Raw genomic sequence first — 19,026 nt, 5'->3', positions numbered from 1 at the left:
GACAACAATGGGCACGAAAACGCGGCTCGATGGCGCGTATCCTGTCATGGGAGGAGAACATGTCTTTGTATAGCAACGTGACAGATACGGCTCTCATTTTTGAGGGCGGCGGCATGAGAGCTTCCTATACTGCGGCCACTATCGAAGCGCTTCTCGGGAACAAGATCTACATCGACTGGGTCGCAGGGATCTCCGCCGGTTCGTCAAACACGATCAACTACCTTTCTCGGGCTCCCGACCGTGCCCGGAAGTCCTTCACCGATATCGCGTCGGATCCCAACTTTGGCAACATGAAGACGTTCCTGCGGGGGCAGGGCCTCTTCAACGCCCACTACATTTACCAGCAAACATCGGGACCCGATGGGGTGCTGCCGTTCGACATGGAGACATACCTGGCGAACCCGGCACGAATCAGGATCGGCAGTTTCAACGCGCTGACGGGCGACACGGTCTATTGGACGCGGGAGGATCTCGCCACCCCCGCCGACATCATGAACCGCGTCCAAGCCTCGTCGACGATGCCGGGGCTCATGCCGGTCGTCAAAATCGGTGACGAAGAGTGGGTGGACGGCGCGATCGGGACGTCCGGCGGCGTGGCTCTCGACGCCGCCGAAGCCGATGGCTTCGACAAGTTCCTCGTCATTCTCACCCAGCCCCGCAACTATTGGAAGACCCGGCCGAGAAACCCGCGATTCTTCGAGAGAGTGTTCCGCCGGTACCCCGCCGTCGCGGAGGCCCTCATCACCCGAGCCGACCGGTATAACGCGACAAAGGAGAGGCTGCTCGAGCTGGAAAAACAGGGGAAGGCCGTTCTCTTTTTCCCTGAGCACATGACGGTGACGTCGACGGAGAAGAACGTGGACAAGCTCCGCGCCTCCTACGCTGCGGGCCTTGCCCAGTCCAGGCGCGAACTACCGAAATGGCGAGAGTTCCTCGGGCTGTAGACAGCAGCGAATCGGCAGGTCGTGCGGTCTGGCATCACGGCGTGGCGCCGGTGTCCTCCCATTCCCGGCCTCGCAGTCCGTTCTCTACCGGGCGGTATCTGCTTGAGCATGATTGGCCGGGCCGTGAGATAGTTGGCGCTATCCGCGGTCAGGTGAGGACTGGAGGCGAGTGATGGCTGGTGGACTCGTTGCGCTTCTTGACGACGTGGCTGCACTTGCGCGTCTTGCAGCAGCATCCGTTGATGATGTCGTCGCAGGCACGATGAAGGCGAGCGCAAAGGCCGCTGGCGTCGTCATCGACGATGCGGCCGTCACACCGCAGTATGTAGACGGCGTGAGGCCGGAGCGTGAGCTCCCAATTGTCCGCCGAATCGCGGCTGGTTCGATCAGGAACAAGCTCGTCTTCATCCTGCCGGTCATTCTCATCCTCTCCCAGTTCTTGCCCTGGGTGCTCACTCCCCTGCTCATGCTCGGCGGCACCTACCTGTGCTACGAGGGCGCAGAGAAGGTGTACGAGAAGGTTCGGGGCACGCATGCGGAGAAGGAGGCCCCGGCGGTCCTTCACGGCAAGGCGGCGGAGGATCGCATCATCCGCAGCGCGATCATCACCGACTTGGTTCTGTCAGCCGAGATCATGGTCATCTCCCTCGATCAGGTCATCGACGAGTCGTTCTGGGTGCGGACCGCGATTCTCATCGTTGTTGCCATCGTCATCACGGTCGGCGTCTACGGTGCCGTCGGCCTGCTCGTCAAAATGGACGACGTGGGCGTGCGGCTTGCGCAGCGAGATTCGGCCGTCTCGAAACGGATCGGCATCGGTCTTGTCAACGCAATGCCGAAGGTCATGAACGTCATCACGATCATCGGAACGTTCGCCATGCTGTGGGTCGGCGGCCACATCGTTCTCAACGGCGTCCACGAGTTCGGCTTCGACCCGATCCACGACGCCATCCAGTACCTCGCTGACGGCGTCGTGGGTGTCGCAGGTGTCGGCGGGTTCCTCGCCTGGCTGGTCGACACTGTCATTTCCCTCGTCTTTGGCCTCCTCTGGGGCCTCATCATCTTCGCCATCGTCCATCCCATCCTCAGTCGACTCCATCGGAAAAAGGTCGAAACACAGCCGGCCGTGGAATCGGTGCGTGAAGATCATCCCGGTGGCCCTCAGCCTGAGAGTCCTCCTCGGCAGGAGCCCGGCGCACACTGATGGGAGTGCGTGACGCGCTCGGGGCGGTAGAACCGTACCGTCTTCGATAGTGTGGGAAGGAACCATTCTCAACGAGGAGGGCCCCACGCATGTCGCCCATAATCTACACGTACACCGATGAAGCACCGATGCTGGCAACAGAATCGTTCCTTCCTATCCTCCAGGCGTTCGCATCACAGGCTGATGTCGCCGTGGAGACCCGAGATATCTCGCTGGCAGGTCGAATCATCGCCGCGCTCTCGCCATACCTGCCCGAGGGGCAACGGACGAAGGACGACCTGGCGGAGCTCGGTCAGCTGGCGAAGACTCCTGGGGCGAACATCATCAAATTGCCGAACATCTCGGCTTCCCTGCCGCAGCTCAAAGCCGCGATCGCGGAACTGCAGGCGAAGGGCGTCGCAGTTCCGGACTATCCCGACCATCCGACAACGGATGAGGAGCGCGATGTCAGGGCACGATATGACTCGGTGAGAGGATCGGCCGTCAACCCCGTCCTTCGCGAGGGCAACTCCGATCGTCGTGCCCCGCAGGTCATCAAGAACTACACGCGTAAGAACCCGCATTCGATGGGTGAATGGGCGGCTGACTCGCAGACCGCTGTGGCGACTATGTCGGGCGACGACTTCCGCTCGAATGAGAAAACGGTGGTCATGGACGGCGATGACGTCCTCTCGATCATCCACGTTGGCGATGCTGGCGAGACCGTCCTGCGCGAGTCGATTCCCGTTCTCGAGGGCGAGGTCGTCGATGCGACGATCATGTCCGCCTCTGCCCTTGACCGCTTCCTTGTCGAGCAGGTCAATGCGGCGAAGGACGCCGGGGTCCTCTTCTCCCTCCACCTCAAGGCGACGATGATGAAGGTGTCCGATCCGATCATCTTCGGCCACGCCGTCCGGGCGTTCTTCCCCCGCACCTTCGCGGAATACGGTCCGCAGCTTGAGAGTGCGGGCCTGACGGCAGACAACGGACTTGCCGTCATCTTTGACGGGCTTGCGAACCTCGACAACGGTGACGAAATTCGAGCATCGTTCGCGAAGGACATGGCGGCTGGCCCCGCACTTGCCATGGTCAACTCGGACCGTGGAATCACCAACCTGCACGTCCCCTCCGACGTTATCGTCGACGCGTCCATGCCGGCAATGATCCGCAGCTCGGGCCACATGTGGGGCCCGGACGGGAACGAGGCCGACACTCTGGCTGTCATCCCCGACTCGTCCTATGCCGGGGTGTACTCCACCGTTATCGCGGACTGCAAGAAGCACGGCGCCTTCGACCCGACGACGATGGGCACCGTCCCAAATGTTGGGCTCATGGCTCAGAAGGCTGAAGAGTACGGCTCACACGACAAGACGTTCAACATCGGGGCAGCCGGGACAGTCGAGGTCCGCAACTCTGCGGGCGACGTGCTCTTACGCCATTCGGTCGCCGCTGGCGACATCTTCCGTGCGTGCCAGACGAAAGACGCCCCGATACGGGACTGGGTGTCCCTCGCGGTACGCCGTGCGCGGATCTCGGGGATGCCAGCGATTTTCTGGCTCGATCCAGAACGCTCACACGACCTTGCGCTCATTGAGAAAGTTCGCACCTACCTGCAGGACGAGGACACGGCCGGTCTCGACCTGAGGATCCTCTCCCCCGTTGAGGCAACCCAGGTGTCGATCGACCGTCTTCGGCGCGGCGAGGACACGATCTCCGTGACCGGCAACGTTCTGCGTGACTACCTCACAGACCTGTTCCCGATCCTCGAGCTCGGTACGTCAGCGAAGATGCTGTCGGTCGTTCCGCTCATGAACGGCGGCGGCCTCTTTGAGACCGGGGCCGGCGGCTCAGCGCCAAAACATGTTCAGCAGCTGCAGGAGGAAAACCATTTGCGATGGGATTCGCTCGGCGAGTTTCTTGCCCTTGCCGAGTCTCTGCGCCACCAGGCCCGCACAGATGGCACGGAGCACCCACGTGTCCTCGCCGATGCTCTCGACATTGCGACAGAGCGGCTTCTCGATGAGGGGCGCTCCCCGTCGCGTCGCGTTGGCGAGATCGACAACCGCGGAAGCCACTTCTACCTCGCCATGTACTGGGCGCGCGCACTTGCCGACCAGGATGAAGATGCTGAGCTTGCCGCCGTCTTCACGCCGGTTGCTCAAGCACTCGAGGAAAACGAGACCGCGATCGCTCGGGAGCTCATTGAGATCCAGGGGCACCCGGTTGATCTCGGCGGTTACTACAGGCCCGATCCCGAGACAACGGCGGTGGCCATGAGGCCCTCCGCAACGCTCAATGCGATCATCGATCCGCTCCGTTAGCACCCCCGCCATCCGCACTTAACCGGATGAGTGATCGTCGTGGGGCTGGTGCGATAGTCGCCAGCCCCACGACGGTCACATATCGAGCGGGTCGTTCTTCAGCGTCTCAGACAGCCACTCACTAAGCGCTCCGCGACTGTAGAGCTCGTCGATCGCCTGTTGCTGGGCCTGGTCTTCGAGATCGATGACAATGCGAACCCGGTCATCCGCTCCGCGGCCGACGATCGCCTCGCCGTCCTCGCTCCCTGCCCATTCGAGCGAGGGTCGGCACCCGAGATCAACGATTGCTTGCCAGAGTCGCTCAGCACGCTCCTCGTAGGGTGGACTAAAGCGCTTCTCGACGTTCTCGGGAGCATCGGGCAGACCGTCAGGCACACGAGGGAACGGCCCCTGGGAATCCTCGATACGGTGAGGGATCGGACGGAGCACGTCACCGGCCTGGACGACCCCCTGCTGGGTTGGCAGTGCCCACAATCCCAGCTCGTCGATTTCGACCCCGTCGAATCGGGCCGTACCGACAGCGAACGACATACCGACGAGGTCGATGAGGTGGGAGTCGTCTTTCACGACGACCGCCGCTTCGGCTTCGCGCGTCACCCTGTCAGTAAACAGGACCTCGGTGCCGGCGGAGGCGACGGCCAGCGAGAGCCCAGCGCCGATCGTCTGAGGCCGGCGCTCGACCATGCTGAAGTCAGCCCGGATCTCCAACGCTGCAAGGTCGGAGCCGGGGGTATGCACTGACACGACCTCCATCCCACCATCCTATGTCGCGGATCACTGCGGATGTCGGCTATGGGGTAGTCGGGGAAAGAGCTGACGCTGTCGGTGGCCGGATCTTGAACGCTGGCGGTCCCCGGTTCACAGGGCGTGGGAAGAAGTGGGAAGATCGGTACAGCGATCCGGGAGCGCCCCGGGAGAAGGAGAGATCATGAGCGAGACTGCAGACATTGGAGTTGTCGGACTGGCGGTGATGGGAGCGAATGTCGCCCGCAACCTTGTGAGCCACGGCTACACGGTCGCCGTCTACAACCGGAGCTACAGCCGCACAGAGAAACTCATGACGGAGCATGGGCACGAGGGCACGTTTATTCCCTCCGCTGATATCGCGGACTTCGTCGCATCGCTTTCGCGCCCCCGTGTCGCCATCATCCTCGTCCAGGCAGGTGCGCCCACAGACGCCGTCATCGACCAGCTTGCGGAGCATATGGAGGAGGGCGACATTATTGTCGATTGCGGCAACGCCTACTTCAAGGACACGATCCGCCGTGAGGCCGCGATCCAGACCCAGGGCCTCCACTTTGTCGGCGCCGGCATCTCCGGAGGGGAGGAAGGCGCACTCGAGGGTCCCTCGATCATGCCTGGTGGCACCCGTGAATCATACGAGCGGGTCGGCCCCATGCTCGAGACGATCTCCGCCCACGTCGACGGCGAGCCGTGTTGCGCTCATATCGGAACCGACGGTGCTGGCCACTTCGTCAAAATGGTCCACAACGGCATCGAATATGCGGATATGCAGCTTATCGCCGAGGCGTACGATCTCCTTCGTCAGGTCCTCGGTGACACTCCCGAGCAGATCGCCGACATCTTCGATTCTTGGATGGGCACCGAACTCAACTCCTATCTCATCGAGATCACCGCGGAGGTTCTGCGCCAGTACGACGCCGACACAGGCAAGCCACTCGTCGATGTCATCGTCGACGCCGCAAGCCAGAAGGGCACGGGTACATGGACTGTTCAGACCGCGCTCGAACTGGGCGTACCCGTCACGGGAATCGGTGAGGCAACGTTCGCGCGCGGCCTGTCCTCATCCCCGCTTCAGCGTGGGGCCTCCGGCCCGCTCGAGGCGCACGCGCTCACAATCGACGTCGAGGATCGTGAAGAGTTCATCGAGCAGGTTCGCCAGGCGCTCTATGCATCAAAGATCGTCGCCTATTCCCAGGGATTCGATCTCATCCAGGCCGCAGCCGACCAGTACGGCTGGGATATCGACAAGGGTGAGCTTGCGAAGATCTGGCGGGCTGGGTGCATCATTCGCGCGATCTTCCTCAACGACATCACGGAGGCGTACCGCAACAATCCGGACCTGCCGTTGCTCATGGCGGACGAGAACTTCGCGCCGAAGATCAACGCCTCCATTCCGGCCCTGCGCCAGATCGTCTCACGAGGCGCGCTGACGGGCATCCCGCTACCCGCGTTCTCGTCATCTCTTTCCTACTTTGACGGGGTTCGTGCCGAGAGGCTACCTGCGGCCCTCATTCAGGGCCAGCGCGATTTCTTCGGTGCCCACACGTACCTCCGTGTGGACAAGGAGGGCGTCTACCACACCGAGTGGTCCGGTGACCGCACGGAGTCCCACTGGGACTAACCCCACTGCGTTCAGCACCTCTCCCGCGCCTGCGTCCCCATGTGGATAGCGGGCGCGGGCCTGTTGTGGAGGCCTAGCCTGTGCCCATGGATAATCTCATTCGCCCCGGCTGGGCGGAGCGCAGCACCATCGAGCGCGAGTACTACGACACGGAATGGGGCATGCCGGTCACGACTGAGACTGGCGTGTTCGAGAGGCTCACCCTCGAGGTGTTCCAGTCGGGGCTCTCGTGGACGACGATCCTCAAACGGCGCGACGCATTCCGGAGTGCTTTCGCTGGGTTCGATCCGGCAACCGTCGCCACGTTCGACTCGGGTGACATCGACCGGCTACTTGCAGATGCGACGATCATTCGAAATCGCCGGAAAATCATCTCGACGATCAATAATGCCCGTGCGACCCTCGACCTTCGCGATGATCCTCTGCTAGGCCAGCGAGGCGCCATTGAGGCAGGTCTTCCGGTCCTCATTTGGTCGTATCGCCCCGCCTCCCACACTGTCATGGCAGAGCGCGACCAACCCAGCCAGTCGGCTGAATCAGTCGCGCTCGCAAAGGATCTGAAATCCCGGGGCTTCCTCCACTTGGGGCCCGTTACCGCCTACGCGATGATGCAGGCCATCGGTATCGTCAACGACCATCCGATCGGCTCGTGGCGGAGGGACCCCGCCGAGGAAGCGGTCGCAGCCGTTCTCGCAACAATGCCTGCGTAAGAACGGCCCCGCGATCAGAGCCCGAAGTCGCGGCGCCGCTCGGCTGGGACGAGGTCAATGTACTGCTCGTTCTTGCTTATGACGCTGGCGACGTAACCGCACTGCGGAAGGACGTTGAGTCCGGACGCCCGTGCGTCGTCGAGGAAATTGGCAACAAGCTTGCCGCCCAGTCCTTCGCCCTGATGTTGCTCGCCGATCTGGGTGTGAATCGCGACGATCGTGTCGCCCTCGCGCCTGTAGTCGATAAACCCGACTGTCTCTCCGTCAACATGTGCTTCGTAGCGGGAGCTCTGCTCGTTGTACTTCATTTCTGTCATTAATCATCAACCTTCACGACGTCGCCGGTAAGCGCGTCAACCTTGACTTCTGAGTCGTCGTTGATTTCTACTTCGTAGCTCTGCCGCCCATCGTCCCACGATAGCTCCCAGCCCGTCACGCGTCCGGGGCGCTCGGCCACAGCGGAATCAATCGCCCCCTCATAAGCGATGAGGGTGTCGAGTTCGAGCGGCCTCTCCGGGTCGTCCTCGCTGTCCGACTCTGACTCGCGGATCTCGCCCGTCGTCGCATCGATCCGGATTTCCCAGTCCTGCGCATCTGACATGATGTCGATCTCCCACTGCCAGGCAGAGTCCTCCCAGTCGATGGCGATCTTGTACGGGTTCTCCTGCGAACCGGACTCGGATCTCGCGATCTCGAGCGCCTCATCGAGGCTGACGTCAAACACGTGCCCGTCGAGGTCGGTCGCTCCGTCGGGACGGGCGGCGTCCCGACCGTCAGCGTCGTCCGTGTCATCGGTCGCCGTGTCGTCACTGTCGGTCGTGGCGGTGTCGCGGGTCGCGATAGTCGTGGCGTCGCTCGTATCCGATGCGACGTCTTCTTCGCCGTCACCGCACGCTGCGAGAGTGAGCACGAGCGCCGCTCCAAGTCCAAGCATATTCACCTTCATGGGGCCAGCCTTTCTCGCCGATTAGCTTTCACACAGTGTTCCAAATGGCCCTGTGAGGACGGTGGAAGCCCGGTCACCGCACCCTGGACAGTATGTCCTTGACGCGCGGCAGGACCTTCGTGCCGTAAAGCTCAAGCGAGGTCATGAGCTGCTCATGCGGCATCGGGCCATTGGAATATTTAAAGTCGAAGCGGTCGAGGCCAAGGATGCGGACATTCTCAGAGATCTTCTGCGCAACGGTTTCGGGCGAGCCAACAAACAGCGCCCCGTGCTCGATCTCCTCGACAAAGCTCTCGTAGGTCGGATCATCCCACCCGCGTTCCCGCCCGATCCGGATGCGGTTTGCACGGAACGGCTCCCACAGCTCGGCGCGGGCCTGCTCATCCGTGTCGGCGACATGGCCGGGCGAGTGCATACCGAGAGGCATTGGTGTATCAACCCCGAACTCTTTCTGTGCCCGCTCATACAGGTCAACAAACGGTCGGAATCGAGCTGGTGCACCGCCAATAACAGCGAGCATCATGGGGATGCCGCGGCGCACGGATCGGATGACGGACTCGGGCGAGCCGCCGACCCCGACCCATGCAGACAGCCCGTTCTCGGTGCGCGGCATGAGCATGGCGCCTTCGATCGGAGCTCGGTGCTGGCCCGACCATCGAATGGGACGCTCTTTGAGGGTTTCGGTAAAGATCTCGAACTTCTCCTCAAAGAGAGTGGTGTAGTCAGACAGTTTGTAGCCGAAGAGCGGGAACGACTCGGTGAAGGAGCCCCGGCCAACGACGACCTCTGCGCGGCCCCTGCTCACCGCATCGAGTGTTGCGAATCGCTCGAAAACCCGCAGCGGGTCCTCCGAGGAGAGGACCGTGACAGCTGTGCCGAGTTTGATGTGGTTCGTGCGCGAGGCAATGGCGGCAAGAATCATGTCCGGTGCCGAGATCGCGTAGTCATCGCGGTGGTGCTCACCGAGTCCAATAGCGTCGATGCCGAGGGAGTCGGCAAGAACCGCCTCCTCGACAACATCCCTAATGACCTGGGCGGAACTCTTCGGATGACCGTCTGCATCCACCGTCATATCGCCAAATGTGTTGAGGCCGAACTCGACGTCTTTCATGCTGTCCTTCTCTCGCTGGGGGTCACAACCCTTTAACAGTTGAAGTCGCAACTATATTCCATGGTTCGTCTGTGGCCTCTCCGCCATCCTGCATCGTGGTAGGCGGGCGCCTCGTCTCGACTTCGGTCAGGCAAGACCTTTAGCCTTAACCGAACGAGAAACGCGTGGGGAAGGATGCATATGACCATCAGGACTGCCATCGTCGGATACGGGAATCTCGGCAGGGGCGTCGAATCCAGCATTCTCCGTCAACCGGACATGGAGCTCGTCGGCATCTTCTCACGGCGGGCCGAGCTCGACACGGACACTCCCGTCTACCCTGTCTCCGACATCAACTCCTACAAGGACGAGATCGATGTCCTCTTCCTCTGTCTCGGTAGCGCAACCGATATCCCAGAGCAGGCGACGGCGTTCGCTGCGTCATTCACAACTGTCGACACGTATGACACGCACTCGAAGATCCCAGCTCACTACGGCGCGATGGACGACGCTGCCGTCAGCGGGGACAACGTCGCGGTCGTGGCCACGGGCTGGGATCCGGGGCTCTTCTCTTTCAACCGCACCCTCGCTGCCTCGCTGTTCCCCCAGTCGCAGCAGAACACGTTCTGGGGCACGGGAGTCTCACAGGGGCACTCTGATGCGCTACGGCGGATCGACGGCGTCACAAGGGCCGTCCAATACACCATTCCGCGGGAGGACGCGGTCAATGCAGCACGGGATGGCGCGGGCGGTGACGTGACCGGACACAACGCCCACCTTCGCCAGTGCTGGGTCGTCGCGGACGAGTCGGAGCATGACCGGATCCGTGAGGAGATCGTGACGATGCCGGACTACTTCGCCGGCTACGACGTCGAGGTCCACTTCATCTCCGAAGAGGAGTTCACCCGCGACCACCAGGGGCTGCCGCATGGCGGCCGCGTCATTACGACCGGTGAGCTCGGCGGGACAAACGCAACGGTCGAGTTCTCGCTCACACTTGGCTCTAACCCTCATTTCACCGCAGCCGTCCAGGTGGCCTACGGCCGTGCCGCCTACCGTTTGAAGGAATCGGGCCTGTCCGGTGCCTTCAGTGTTCTCGAGATCCCGCCCTACCTGCTCGCACCAGAATCACTCGACGAGCTTCTCGCACGCGACGTCTAACCGAGCCTGGACCCGCTACCTCGCCGCGACCGCGCCGGGGTAGCATCGGCCCTACGACACGAAGGAGCAGAATGGCCTACCACGCGGATTCATCGGACCTGGACTCGAAGGAAATTCTCACCTGGGATGGCTTCGGCGACGCCACGCGAGAACTAGCCCAGAGCATCGCAGATTCGGGATTCAAGCCGGAGGTCATCATCGCCGTCGCGCGCGGCGGACTCCTTCCCGCCGGGGCGCTCTCCTACTCTCTCGGAGTCAAGCTCTCTGACGCCATTAATGTCGAGTTCTACACCGACGTCGAGGAGACACTGCCCGACCCGATCCTCCTCGCCCCACTCCTTGATACAGACAATCTTGCGGGCAAGGATCTCCTTGTCGTCGATGATGTGGCTGACTCGGGCCGCACGCTCGCTCTTGTGATCGACATCCTCAAGACATTTGGTGGCGATGTGCGATCTGCGGTGCTCTATGGCAAGCCCCATTCCGTCGTCTCCCCCGACTACGTCTGGCGGCACACCGACGAATGGATTGTGTTCCCCTGGTCCGCCCAGCCGCCTGTCACGTCTAACTGACTCTCGGCTCGGCATGCCGAGCCGACTGCTGGCGGACAACCGCCAAGGATCCAGCCGGCCTGCAGTTGGTCGCCAGCGTCGCCGACACCCGTCGGAACCCATTCCATGTCGCACGAGATACCTTTTCCGAACCCGGCGGCCCCTTGCGCAACTACGATCGAGGGAAGAGGAAGGAGCGACATGCGAATCGGAATCATCGGAGCGGGCGGTAAAGCCGGCTCCGCCATCTACAGGGAGGCCCTGGGGCGCGGTCACGACACGACCGCTATCGTCCGTAGCCGCGGCCGGGCCCGCGGAGTGCTTGGTAGCGACGTGACAATTCTCGAGAAGAACGGCTTTGAGCTTGAGAGAGCCGACGTCGACCAATTTGATGCTCTCGTCAACGCGACAGGTTTCATTCCGCCCGAGGCCGGCAAGCACGTCGACCTCACACGGCACCTCGTCTCAATCGCCGACTCGGGCAAGCCGCGCCTTGTCTTCATCCTCGGAGCGGGCTCGCTCGTCGCCGGCGATGATCGGCACCCCTTTATCGAGGACATGAGACTCGAGGAGGACTCTGACCAGTGGATCGCGATCCCCGAAAGTCAGCTGGACCAGCTCACGCTACTCGAGGGCGTCACGGACGCTGACTGGGTCGGCGTCTCACCGCAGGCCCTCTTCTTCGACGGACCCGCCACAAAGCCGGTCGTCGGCACTGACGAGATCATGATGTCCGCCGACGGATCATCACACACGTCGACAGGGACCATGGCGGTCGCCATCCTCGACGAGCTGGAGAACCCCGCTCACAGCAGGGTCCGGTTCACGATTGGCGATGAGTAGATGCCGGCCGTCTAGACCGCGCGCACTGAGGCAGGGTGGGAGGGGCTATCGCCCTTCCCACCCTGCCTTCTCAGGCATGTCCCCGCTGGGAGCCAGAGCCCTTACCAGTCCAATCCGCACGCGGATCTATCGTGCCCCGCTCCACAGGATGCTTTTTGGCGATGATTGACGCCGATCATGGAGCGTTCTGACGCCGGTCCGTAGATTCGAGTCATCATCTAGAAAAGGACTGGACATGAACATCGGTATGCGACTGCGAGGGTCGTGGGCAAATCCTGCCATGGCTGGCCTCGCCATCGTCGCCTCGTGGACGGCAGAGCTACTCGGCAGCGAGACGTGGGGTAATGTCTTCATGATCACCGCCGCGATCATTGCAGGCCTGCCTATCCTCAAGAAGGCACTAAGTGCACTGCGGGTCGGCAGCATCGCCATCGACCTGCTTGTCTCTGTGGCAGCGGTCGGCGCCATCATCATCAATAACTATTGGGAAGCGGCGGCGGTGACGTTTCTCTTCTCGTTCGGCCACGCCCTCGAAGTAAGAACGATGAACAAGACGCGCTCCGCGCTGTCTGATCTCATCGAGGTGGCACCCGATGTCGCCATCGTTGTGCGCGACGGCGACCAGGTCGAGGTGCCAGCTTTCACCGTCAAGCCTGGCGAGACTGTCATCATCAAGAACGGTGCCAAGGCGCCTGTTGACGGCGTTGTCGTTGCTGGAACTGGCGCGCTCGATCAGGCTTCCATCACCGGAGAGTCAATCCCGGCAGCGAAGGGCCCAGGAGACCAGGTCTTCGCTGGCACCATCTCAACAGGAGGTCTGCTCCAGGTGGAGGCCACCGGAGTCGGTGCCGACACGACCCTGGCGAAGATAATCACCCGTGTCGAAGAGGCAGCTGAGGCGAAGGCAAAAACCCAGGCCTTCATGGACCGGTTCTCCCAGTGGTACACCCCTGGAATTATTATCCTTGCGCTCACATTTGGGCTCATCACCGGCAACGTCACGCTTGCGCTCACTCTTCTTGTCATCGGCTGCCCCGGTGCGCTCGTCATCTCCATTCCCGTTGCCATCGTCGCCGGCATCGGCCGCGCCGCGAAGGACGGCATCCTCATCAAGGGCGGCGAGTTCCTTGAAAACTCAGCGAGGATCGACGCGGTCACACTCGACAAGACTGGAACCCTCACCGAGGGCAGGCCTGTCCTCACGGACGTCGTGACGATGGGGGGCTCATCATCAGAGGTGCTGCGCTGGGCTGCGATCGCCGAAGCTGGCTCCGAACATCCGCTCGCAACACCGATTCTAGAGGCGGCTGCCGCCGAGGGGCTCACGACCCCCGGCTTCCCGGACTCGACCCACCCGGTCGCCGGCAAAGGCATCATCGCCGAGGAATCCGGCACCCGCATCCTCGTCGGTAACATTGCTCTGCTCGAGCAGGAGGGTCTGACCGACCTCGGCGAGGCCTCTGCAACGGCCGACCGTCTCGCCTCAGAGGGCAAGACCCCGATGATTGTTGCCGTCGATAGTCGCGTGCTTGGCGTCATCGCAGTTGCGGACCAGGTCCGAGAAGAGGCGAAGGCGATGGTCGACGCCCTCCACCGTGCCGGCGTCAAGCGTGTCGTCATGCTGACAGGTGACGCGCCCCTCGTCGCTCACGCGATCGCGAAGCAGATCGGTATCGACGAGGTCCGCGCTGGCCTGCTACCCGAGGACAAGCTGACGGCGATTGAGGATCTGCAGAATGAGGGATACACGGTCGCCATGGTCGGTGATGGCGTCAACGACGCACCTGCACTCGCCACGGCCGATATCGGTGTGGCGATGGGGGTAGCGGGAACCGACGTTGCGATCGAGACCGCTGATATCGCGCTCATGGCCGATGATCTGCTGAAGATCCCCGAAGCGATCGGTCTTGCCAAACGGACAGTCGCCGTCATGAGGCAGAACATCGCGATCGCCCTCATCACAGTCGGAGCGCTCCTGGCTGGCGTCTTTGCCGGCGGGGTGACAATGGCGATCGGCATGCTCGTCCACGAAGCGTCCGTCCTTGTCGTCATCGTCAACGCAATGCGACTCATGCGGAGGCCGGAGAAACAGAAGGCAACAGTGAACAAGCGTGAGCCTGTCACTGCAGTCGCCTAATCCGCAATAAGCAAAGCCCGCAGTCGCGGGCTTTGCTTACGTCTCAATTCACACCTGCGAATCCTGGGATGTCTGCAGGGCGGCAGGGTCGGGTTGGCGGATGACAGGATCGGTTTGGATGACGGGGCGTGGCATGTTGAGTTCCGCCTCGCGCATGATCGCATGGACGAGCAGTGCCTGGCTCACAACGTAGACGAGCATGATCGTGAACGGACCGCCCGGAAGCTCAAGGTCCGTGAAGGCGGGAAGCAAGACGAGTGCGTTGAGCAGGAGGAAGAGGACGCCGCCGGCCGACCCGACCGGCCCCATTCCCGTGGCAGCGATGGCCATGATGACGGTGGCAACGGAATAGACGATGACGGTAATGAAGAGCAGGCCCGCGCCCTGGAAGGACAGGGCAAGGATAACGACGACAAGGACGACGTAGGGCACGGCCAGAATCGGCTTCGTAAGGATTGACCGCTTGCGATAGGGCCAAAATGCGACGGTATACGCGACTTGCGCCCCCGCGAAGGCGACCATCATCGCGAGGAGTGCTGCTCTGCCCGTCAGCATGAGAGGTAGCACATCACCGAGCCACCAGAAGACGAGTGCGACAAAGCCGAGCCTGACGATTCTGCTCCGCGGCGGCTCCGTCGCGGTGATGAGTATTGCCGCGAGCGCAGGCACAATGAGCGCCTGGCTCAGCTGAGTGATGAACGATTGCGGCGTGAAGATCTGCCCCGTCAGGTTGACGACCGTGACGACGAGAAGGGCGGATGTTGCCGCAATGTTCGAAGGGACTGCTGTTGCTCTCATGTGCATCCATTTGACGTGCGGCCTCTACGATCTGAGGACCGAGACTAGTGTGAATTGTACACGATTCTTTTTGGGTTTTTCATGCGTCTTCCCAGGTAGGCAGGGTAGGCCCACCCGGTGGTCGTCGCAGCTCGTCAGGATCGCGGCGCTGCCGGGGTGAGGAAGGGGACAGAGTCCTCCGTGTCGCGGCGCCGGCTCTGCCACAGAACAGGCTGACCGGCATCGCGTGAGGCCGGCACATCGATGATGCGCTGGTTGGACGAGCCGCGGAACGCCAGGTCGTGGTGGTACAGGCGCTGGATGAAGGGGCCGTCAACAAGTACGTCGCTGTGCTCGAGCAGCTCCCTCTTGTCCGGCGTCTCATGTCGGAGCTGCTCGTAGGTGTACCCCGACCAGGTCCAGATGGTCTTGGATTGGCCGAAGAGGCTCCGCACCCGGCGGACAAGCGGGAGTAGCACCGGGGTGGCAAGCATGGGCTCACCGCCGAGGAGCGAGAGGCCAGCAACGTACGGCTGGGCGAGGTCGTTGAGTATGCGTTCCTCAAGCTCAGTCGTATACCGGGTCCCATACTTGAACGATTGGGCAGCCCTGTTGTAACAACCCGGGCACGCGAAGGGGCAACCGGATACGTAGAGGGAGCAGCGGACGCCCTCCCCGTCGACGAACGTGAACGGCTTGTAGTCCGCCGTGTGCCCGGCGGAGAGGACGGTGCCGTCCCACTCGCCCGGCCTCGGCTGGGTGATGCCGTCCGCGTCGGTCACTGGCATGGATCAGCCATGTGCTTGACTCGGCTCGCAATTTCCGTGTGCCGGCCGTGGACCATGGGGCGCCGCTGGGGATTGCCGAGATAGCCGCACGTCCGTTTGACGACGTCGCATGTCTTCGGGTCATCGTTGCCGCAGTCGGGGCAGGAGAAGCCGTTGGCGGTCGGTGTGAACTCGCCTTCGAAACCGCACTCGTAGCACCTGTCGATGGGGGTGTTTGTGCCGAGGTAGGCGACCCTGTCGTAGGCATAGTCCCACACTGTTTCGAGGGCTTTCGTGTTGTGGGTGAGCTTCGGGTACTCGCAGTAGTGGATGAAGCCACCCTTCGAGTACTGCGGGTATTCCGCTTCGAAGTCGAGCTTCTCGAACGGGGTCACTGTCTTGCGGACGTCATAGTGATACGAGTTCGTGTAGTAGTCCTTGTCGGTGATATCGACGATGTCGCCAAACTTCTCACGGTCGAGCCGGCAGAACCGGTCAGTCAGCGACTCGGACGGTGTGGCGTAGACAGAGAACCAGTAGGGGTGCTCATCGCGCCACTCTTCCGCGTACTGATTGAGGCTGCGAACAATGTCGAGGGTGAATTCCTTCGCCTGCCTGTTGCGCTCCCAGTCGGGGCCGTAGAAGCTCGTCGCCGCTTCGTAGAGCCCGATATAGCCGATCGAGGCGGTCGCACGATGGTTGCGGAAGAACTCTGTCACCGTCGTTGCATCGTGTTCCTTCGGTCGGCCAAGCGCACCGTGCTTGTAGAGGATCGGAGCGTTCTCAGGCACAGCCTCTTCGCACCGCTGGATTCGGAAGAGCAGGGCGTCCTTGAGGATCTCCATCCGCTCGGCGAGGATCTTCCAAAACCTGTCCTTCTCGCCACGGGCTTCGATGGCGATGCGGGGGATGTTGAGGGTGACCACACCGAGGTTGTTCCGGCCGGCGTTGACCGTCTCACCGGTGCTCGGATCGACCCACTTCGGCAAGAAGGACCGGCATCCCATCGGCACTTTGTAGTCACCCTCGATCTCCGTCAGCTTGTCGTACGAGATGACGTCTGGGTACATGCGCTTCGTCGAGCACTCGAGAGCGAGTTGCTTGATGTCATAATTCGGGTCGGACGGTTCGAGGTTGACTCCTCTGCGAAGCCCGAACACGAGCTTCGGGAAGATTGCGGTGTGCTTCTCTTTGCCGATGCCACCGATGCGGACCTGGAGGATGGCCTTCTGAATCTCGCGCTCGAATACGCCTTCTCCCAGGCCGAACCCGAGGGTGACGAACGGGGTCTGCCCATTCGAGGAGTAGAGGGTGTTGATCTCGTACTCGAGCGACTGCATCGCATCGTAAATGTCCTTGCGCGTCTTCGCCATCGCGTAATCCTCGCGAAGATTCTCCGCAACCCACGTCTCAGCTTCGGCCAGGTGCTTTGCGTAGTTGATCCGTGCGTACGGTGCGAGAACTTCATCCGTCCGGTCGACGGAGCAGCCGCCGTACTGGCTCGATGCGACGTTCGCAATAATCTGGGCGATCTGGGCAGTCGCTGTGTTGATCGAGCGCGGAGATTCGACGCGCGCGTTGCCGATCTGGAACCCCTCGCTCAGCATCGACGGGATGTCGATGAGGCAGCAGTTCGTCATCGGCTGGAATGGGTTGTAGTCGAGGTCATGGAAGTGGATGTCGCCCTTGATGTGGGCGTTGGCGACGTGGCGGGGCAACATGTCCTTCAGCGCGTACGCCTTCGCAACCGAGCCTGCCGTCAAGTCGCGCTGGGTGTTGAAGACCGTCGCATCCTTATTGGCGTTCTCGTTGACGACCGCCCGGTCTCGGCTGAGCAGGCGACCCACCGAGTGCCGAAGGTCCATGGCCCTCTCCCGCTCAACGTCCCTGTCGTGCCGATACTCGATGTAGGCACGCGCCACCTGCGGGTATTCGGACCTCATGAGCCTGTTTTCGACCGCGCGCTGTATTGTGGGGATGTCGAGATTCTGGCCCCCGAGAGCATCAACGACATCTGACGTCATCGACGCCGTAAAGTCATGGTCCTCGATCCCGCAACTGGACAGAGCAGCGCTGATCGCGCGGTAGATCTTCGTCGCATCGAACCGCACCGTGCGCCCGTCCCGCTTCATGACGGTAGTGGTGACCGCGCTCTCCGACAACAACGACATCTTGTGCCCCCTTCAGTTTTAGACACTACATATAGTATCAGCGGAACTTACACGGGCGTAATTCGCTCAGCGTTCTGTGACTTTTCTGGCGACCTCCTGTCTAAGCCATTGCCAGCGACCGCTACGGTCGACCCCCCCAAGGTCCCTTGCGATGACTCTGCCGCCCTGCCAGTGTGACGGAAGGAGGCATTGTGACAATTCACAGCGCGGGACGAGCCGCCATCATCGCCGCGGCCGCACTTGTGGCTGGCGCCGCGCTCGCGGTCCGCCGGTCCAGCCGAGTCGGCGCAACACGAAACGAGGCCGCGCACATGCTTCCCGGCGACGAGTTGCTGGACGCGACCGTTCAGAACGATCGCGCGGTCACCGTCCCCGCGCCGCCGGAGAAGGTCTGGCCCTGGATCGCTCAGCTCGGCCAGAACAAGGCAGGCTTCTATTCCTTCGAACGTCTCGAGAACCTCGCCGGCTGCGAGATCACTAACGCTAAGACCATCCGTCCCGAGTGGCAGGACGTGAAGGTCGGCGACCCCTTCCCCTTGGCACCGGGCTTGGGCCTTCGTGTCGCGCTGGTCGCGCCTGGCGACCATCTCGTCCTCACCAGTGAGGGTGGCGAACATCCGGACCCGGACATTGACTTCGACGCGACGTGGGGCTTCCACCTCACCGCGACGGATGTCGCTAATTGTCCGGGCACACGGCTTCACATCCGCGAGCGCTACGCGGCTAGCAATCGTCGCACAGCCCTCATGCTCGACATCACCGGCATCATTAGCGCCGTCATGACCTGGAAGATGATGCGGACGATCAGGTACCTGGCGACGGCCAGCTAAATGACACAGACATGCGGCCTACTGGTGTCGAACCTCCAGGCCTGAGCTCTGGTCCAACATCCTCAATGTGGGCGAACTCCAGGCACTTCTGCACGCGAAGAGGTGCAGCATGACACGCACCCCAAGCCGACGGCGACGGTCCGAGCCCTCGGGGAACATGCGCGCCGAGCGAGCTTTGCCACACGTTTGAATCTGCCCGAGGCGTCGGACGCAACGTCCGACCCGGCGGC

At 62.1% G+C, this 19,026-nt stretch carries 17 protein-coding genes; 10 read left to right on the top strand and 7 right to left on the bottom strand.

Annotated features, from left to right (window positions below; all coding sequences use genetic code 11):
- Positions 1-59 precede the first annotated feature (59 nt).
- The 3 genes from H7E91_RS03045 to H7E91_RS03035 all read left to right on the top strand — a co-directional run bounded on the left by H7E91_RS03045 (position 60) and on the right by H7E91_RS03035 (position 4,448).
- Complete coding sequence (locus H7E91_RS03045) at positions 60-944, top strand: patatin-like phospholipase family protein (RefSeq protein WP_182353640.1); 885 nt, start codon at positions 60-62, stop codon at positions 942-944.
- Between the two features lie 172 nt (positions 945-1,116).
- On the top strand, positions 1,117-2,148 hold the full coding sequence (locus H7E91_RS03040) for a DUF808 domain-containing protein (protein ID WP_182353639.1): 1,032 nt from the start codon (positions 1,117-1,119) through the stop codon (positions 2,146-2,148).
- Positions 2,149-2,237: 89 nt separating this feature from the next.
- Entirely contained in the window at positions 2,238-4,448 is a 2,211-nt protein-coding gene (locus H7E91_RS03035) for an NADP-dependent isocitrate dehydrogenase (RefSeq protein WP_182353638.1), read from the top strand.
- Between the two features lie 75 nt (positions 4,449-4,523).
- On the opposite strand, the gene H7E91_RS03030 is transcribed toward H7E91_RS03035, so the two are convergent.
- Positions 4,524-5,201, bottom strand: a complete 678-nt coding sequence (locus H7E91_RS03030) for a hypothetical protein (RefSeq protein WP_182353637.1) — start codon at positions 5,199-5,201, stop codon at positions 4,524-4,526.
- Between the two features lie 175 nt (positions 5,202-5,376).
- On the opposite strand from H7E91_RS03030, the gene gndA reads away from it, so the two are divergent.
- Together gndA and H7E91_RS03020 are read left to right on the top strand one after the other, a co-directional pair.
- A complete protein-coding gene (gndA, locus tag H7E91_RS03025; protein WP_182353636.1) occupies positions 5,377-6,813 on the top strand; it encodes an NADP-dependent phosphogluconate dehydrogenase in 1,437 nt (478 codons plus the stop codon).
- Between the two features lie 86 nt (positions 6,814-6,899).
- Positions 6,900-7,523 carry a DNA-3-methyladenine glycosylase I gene (locus H7E91_RS03020; RefSeq protein ID WP_182353635.1) on the top strand — a complete coding sequence of 208 codons (624 nt, stop codon included), beginning with the start codon at positions 6,900-6,902 and terminating at the stop codon, positions 7,521-7,523.
- 14 nt (positions 7,524-7,537) lie between these two features.
- Here H7E91_RS03020 and H7E91_RS03015 read toward each other — a convergent pair whose 3' ends face one another.
- From H7E91_RS03015 to H7E91_RS03005, 3 genes are all read right to left on the bottom strand, one after another.
- Positions 7,538-7,840, bottom strand: coding sequence for a GNAT family N-acetyltransferase (locus H7E91_RS03015; protein ID WP_182353634.1), 303 nt, complete (start codon positions 7,838-7,840; stop codon positions 7,538-7,540).
- Positions 7,840-8,469 carry a PepSY domain-containing protein gene (locus tag H7E91_RS03010; protein WP_182353633.1) on the bottom strand — a complete coding sequence of 210 codons (630 nt, stop codon included), beginning with the start codon at positions 8,467-8,469 and terminating at the stop codon, positions 7,840-7,842. Before H7E91_RS03010 ends, H7E91_RS03015 begins: the two co-directional genes overlap by 1 nt.
- 73 nt (positions 8,470-8,542) lie before the next feature.
- On the bottom strand, positions 8,543-9,580 hold the full coding sequence (locus H7E91_RS03005) for an LLM class flavin-dependent oxidoreductase (protein ID WP_182353632.1): 1,038 nt from the start codon (positions 9,578-9,580) through the stop codon (positions 8,543-8,545).
- 180 nt (positions 9,581-9,760) lie between these two features.
- On the opposite strand from H7E91_RS03005, the gene H7E91_RS03000 reads away from it, so the two are divergent.
- The 4 genes from H7E91_RS03000 (at position 9,761) to H7E91_RS02985 (ending at position 14,251) form a co-directional block, all read left to right on the top strand.
- Positions 9,761-10,720, top strand: a complete 960-nt coding sequence (locus H7E91_RS03000) for a diaminopimelate dehydrogenase (protein ID WP_182353631.1) — start codon at positions 9,761-9,763, stop codon at positions 10,718-10,720.
- 71 nt (positions 10,721-10,791) lie between these two features.
- The gene (locus H7E91_RS02995) at positions 10,792-11,292 is read left to right on the top strand and encodes a phosphoribosyltransferase (RefSeq protein WP_182353630.1); all 501 of its coding nucleotides are present in this window, start codon (positions 10,792-10,794) and stop codon (positions 11,290-11,292) included.
- Positions 11,293-11,472: 180 nt separating this feature from the next.
- The gene (locus tag H7E91_RS02990; protein WP_182353629.1) at positions 11,473-12,114 is read left to right on the top strand and encodes an NAD(P)-dependent oxidoreductase; all 642 of its coding nucleotides are present in this window, start codon (positions 11,473-11,475) and stop codon (positions 12,112-12,114) included.
- A 235-nt stretch (positions 12,115-12,349) separates the two neighbouring features.
- Complete coding sequence (locus H7E91_RS02985; protein ID WP_182353628.1) at positions 12,350-14,251, top strand: heavy metal translocating P-type ATPase; 1,902 nt, start codon at positions 12,350-12,352, stop codon at positions 14,249-14,251.
- Positions 14,252-14,299: 48 nt separating this feature from the next.
- Here H7E91_RS02985 and H7E91_RS02980 read toward each other — a convergent pair whose 3' ends face one another.
- The 3 genes from H7E91_RS02980 to nrdD all read right to left on the bottom strand — a co-directional run bounded on the left by H7E91_RS02980 (position 14,300) and on the right by nrdD (position 17,966).
- A complete protein-coding gene (locus H7E91_RS02980) occupies positions 14,300-15,049 on the bottom strand; it encodes a lysoplasmalogenase family protein (RefSeq protein ID WP_182353627.1) in 750 nt (249 codons plus the stop codon).
- 134 nt (positions 15,050-15,183) lie between these two features.
- Entirely contained in the window at positions 15,184-15,816 is a 633-nt protein-coding gene (gene nrdG / locus H7E91_RS02975; RefSeq protein ID WP_182353626.1) for an anaerobic ribonucleoside-triphosphate reductase activating protein, read from the bottom strand.
- Positions 15,807-17,966 carry an anaerobic ribonucleoside-triphosphate reductase gene (gene nrdD, locus H7E91_RS02970; protein ID WP_182353625.1) on the bottom strand — a complete coding sequence of 720 codons (2,160 nt, stop codon included), beginning with the start codon at positions 17,964-17,966 and terminating at the stop codon, positions 15,807-15,809. Before nrdD ends, nrdG begins: the two co-directional genes overlap by 10 nt.
- Positions 17,967-18,157: 191 nt before the next feature.
- Here nrdD and H7E91_RS02965 point away from each other — a divergent pair, with 191 nt between their 5' ends.
- Positions 18,158-18,796, top strand: coding sequence for a hypothetical protein (locus tag H7E91_RS02965; RefSeq protein ID WP_182353624.1), 639 nt, complete (start codon positions 18,158-18,160; stop codon positions 18,794-18,796).
- Positions 18,797-19,026: the final 230 nt, after the last annotated feature.

It is taken from the genome of Flaviflexus huanghaiensis, from assembly GCF_014118685.1.
Lineage (GTDB): Bacteria > Actinomycetota > Actinomycetes > Actinomycetales > Actinomycetaceae > Flaviflexus > Flaviflexus huanghaiensis.
The sequence above is the reverse complement of the archived record's forward strand: the minus strand, read 5'-3'. Positions and strand labels throughout refer to the sequence as shown.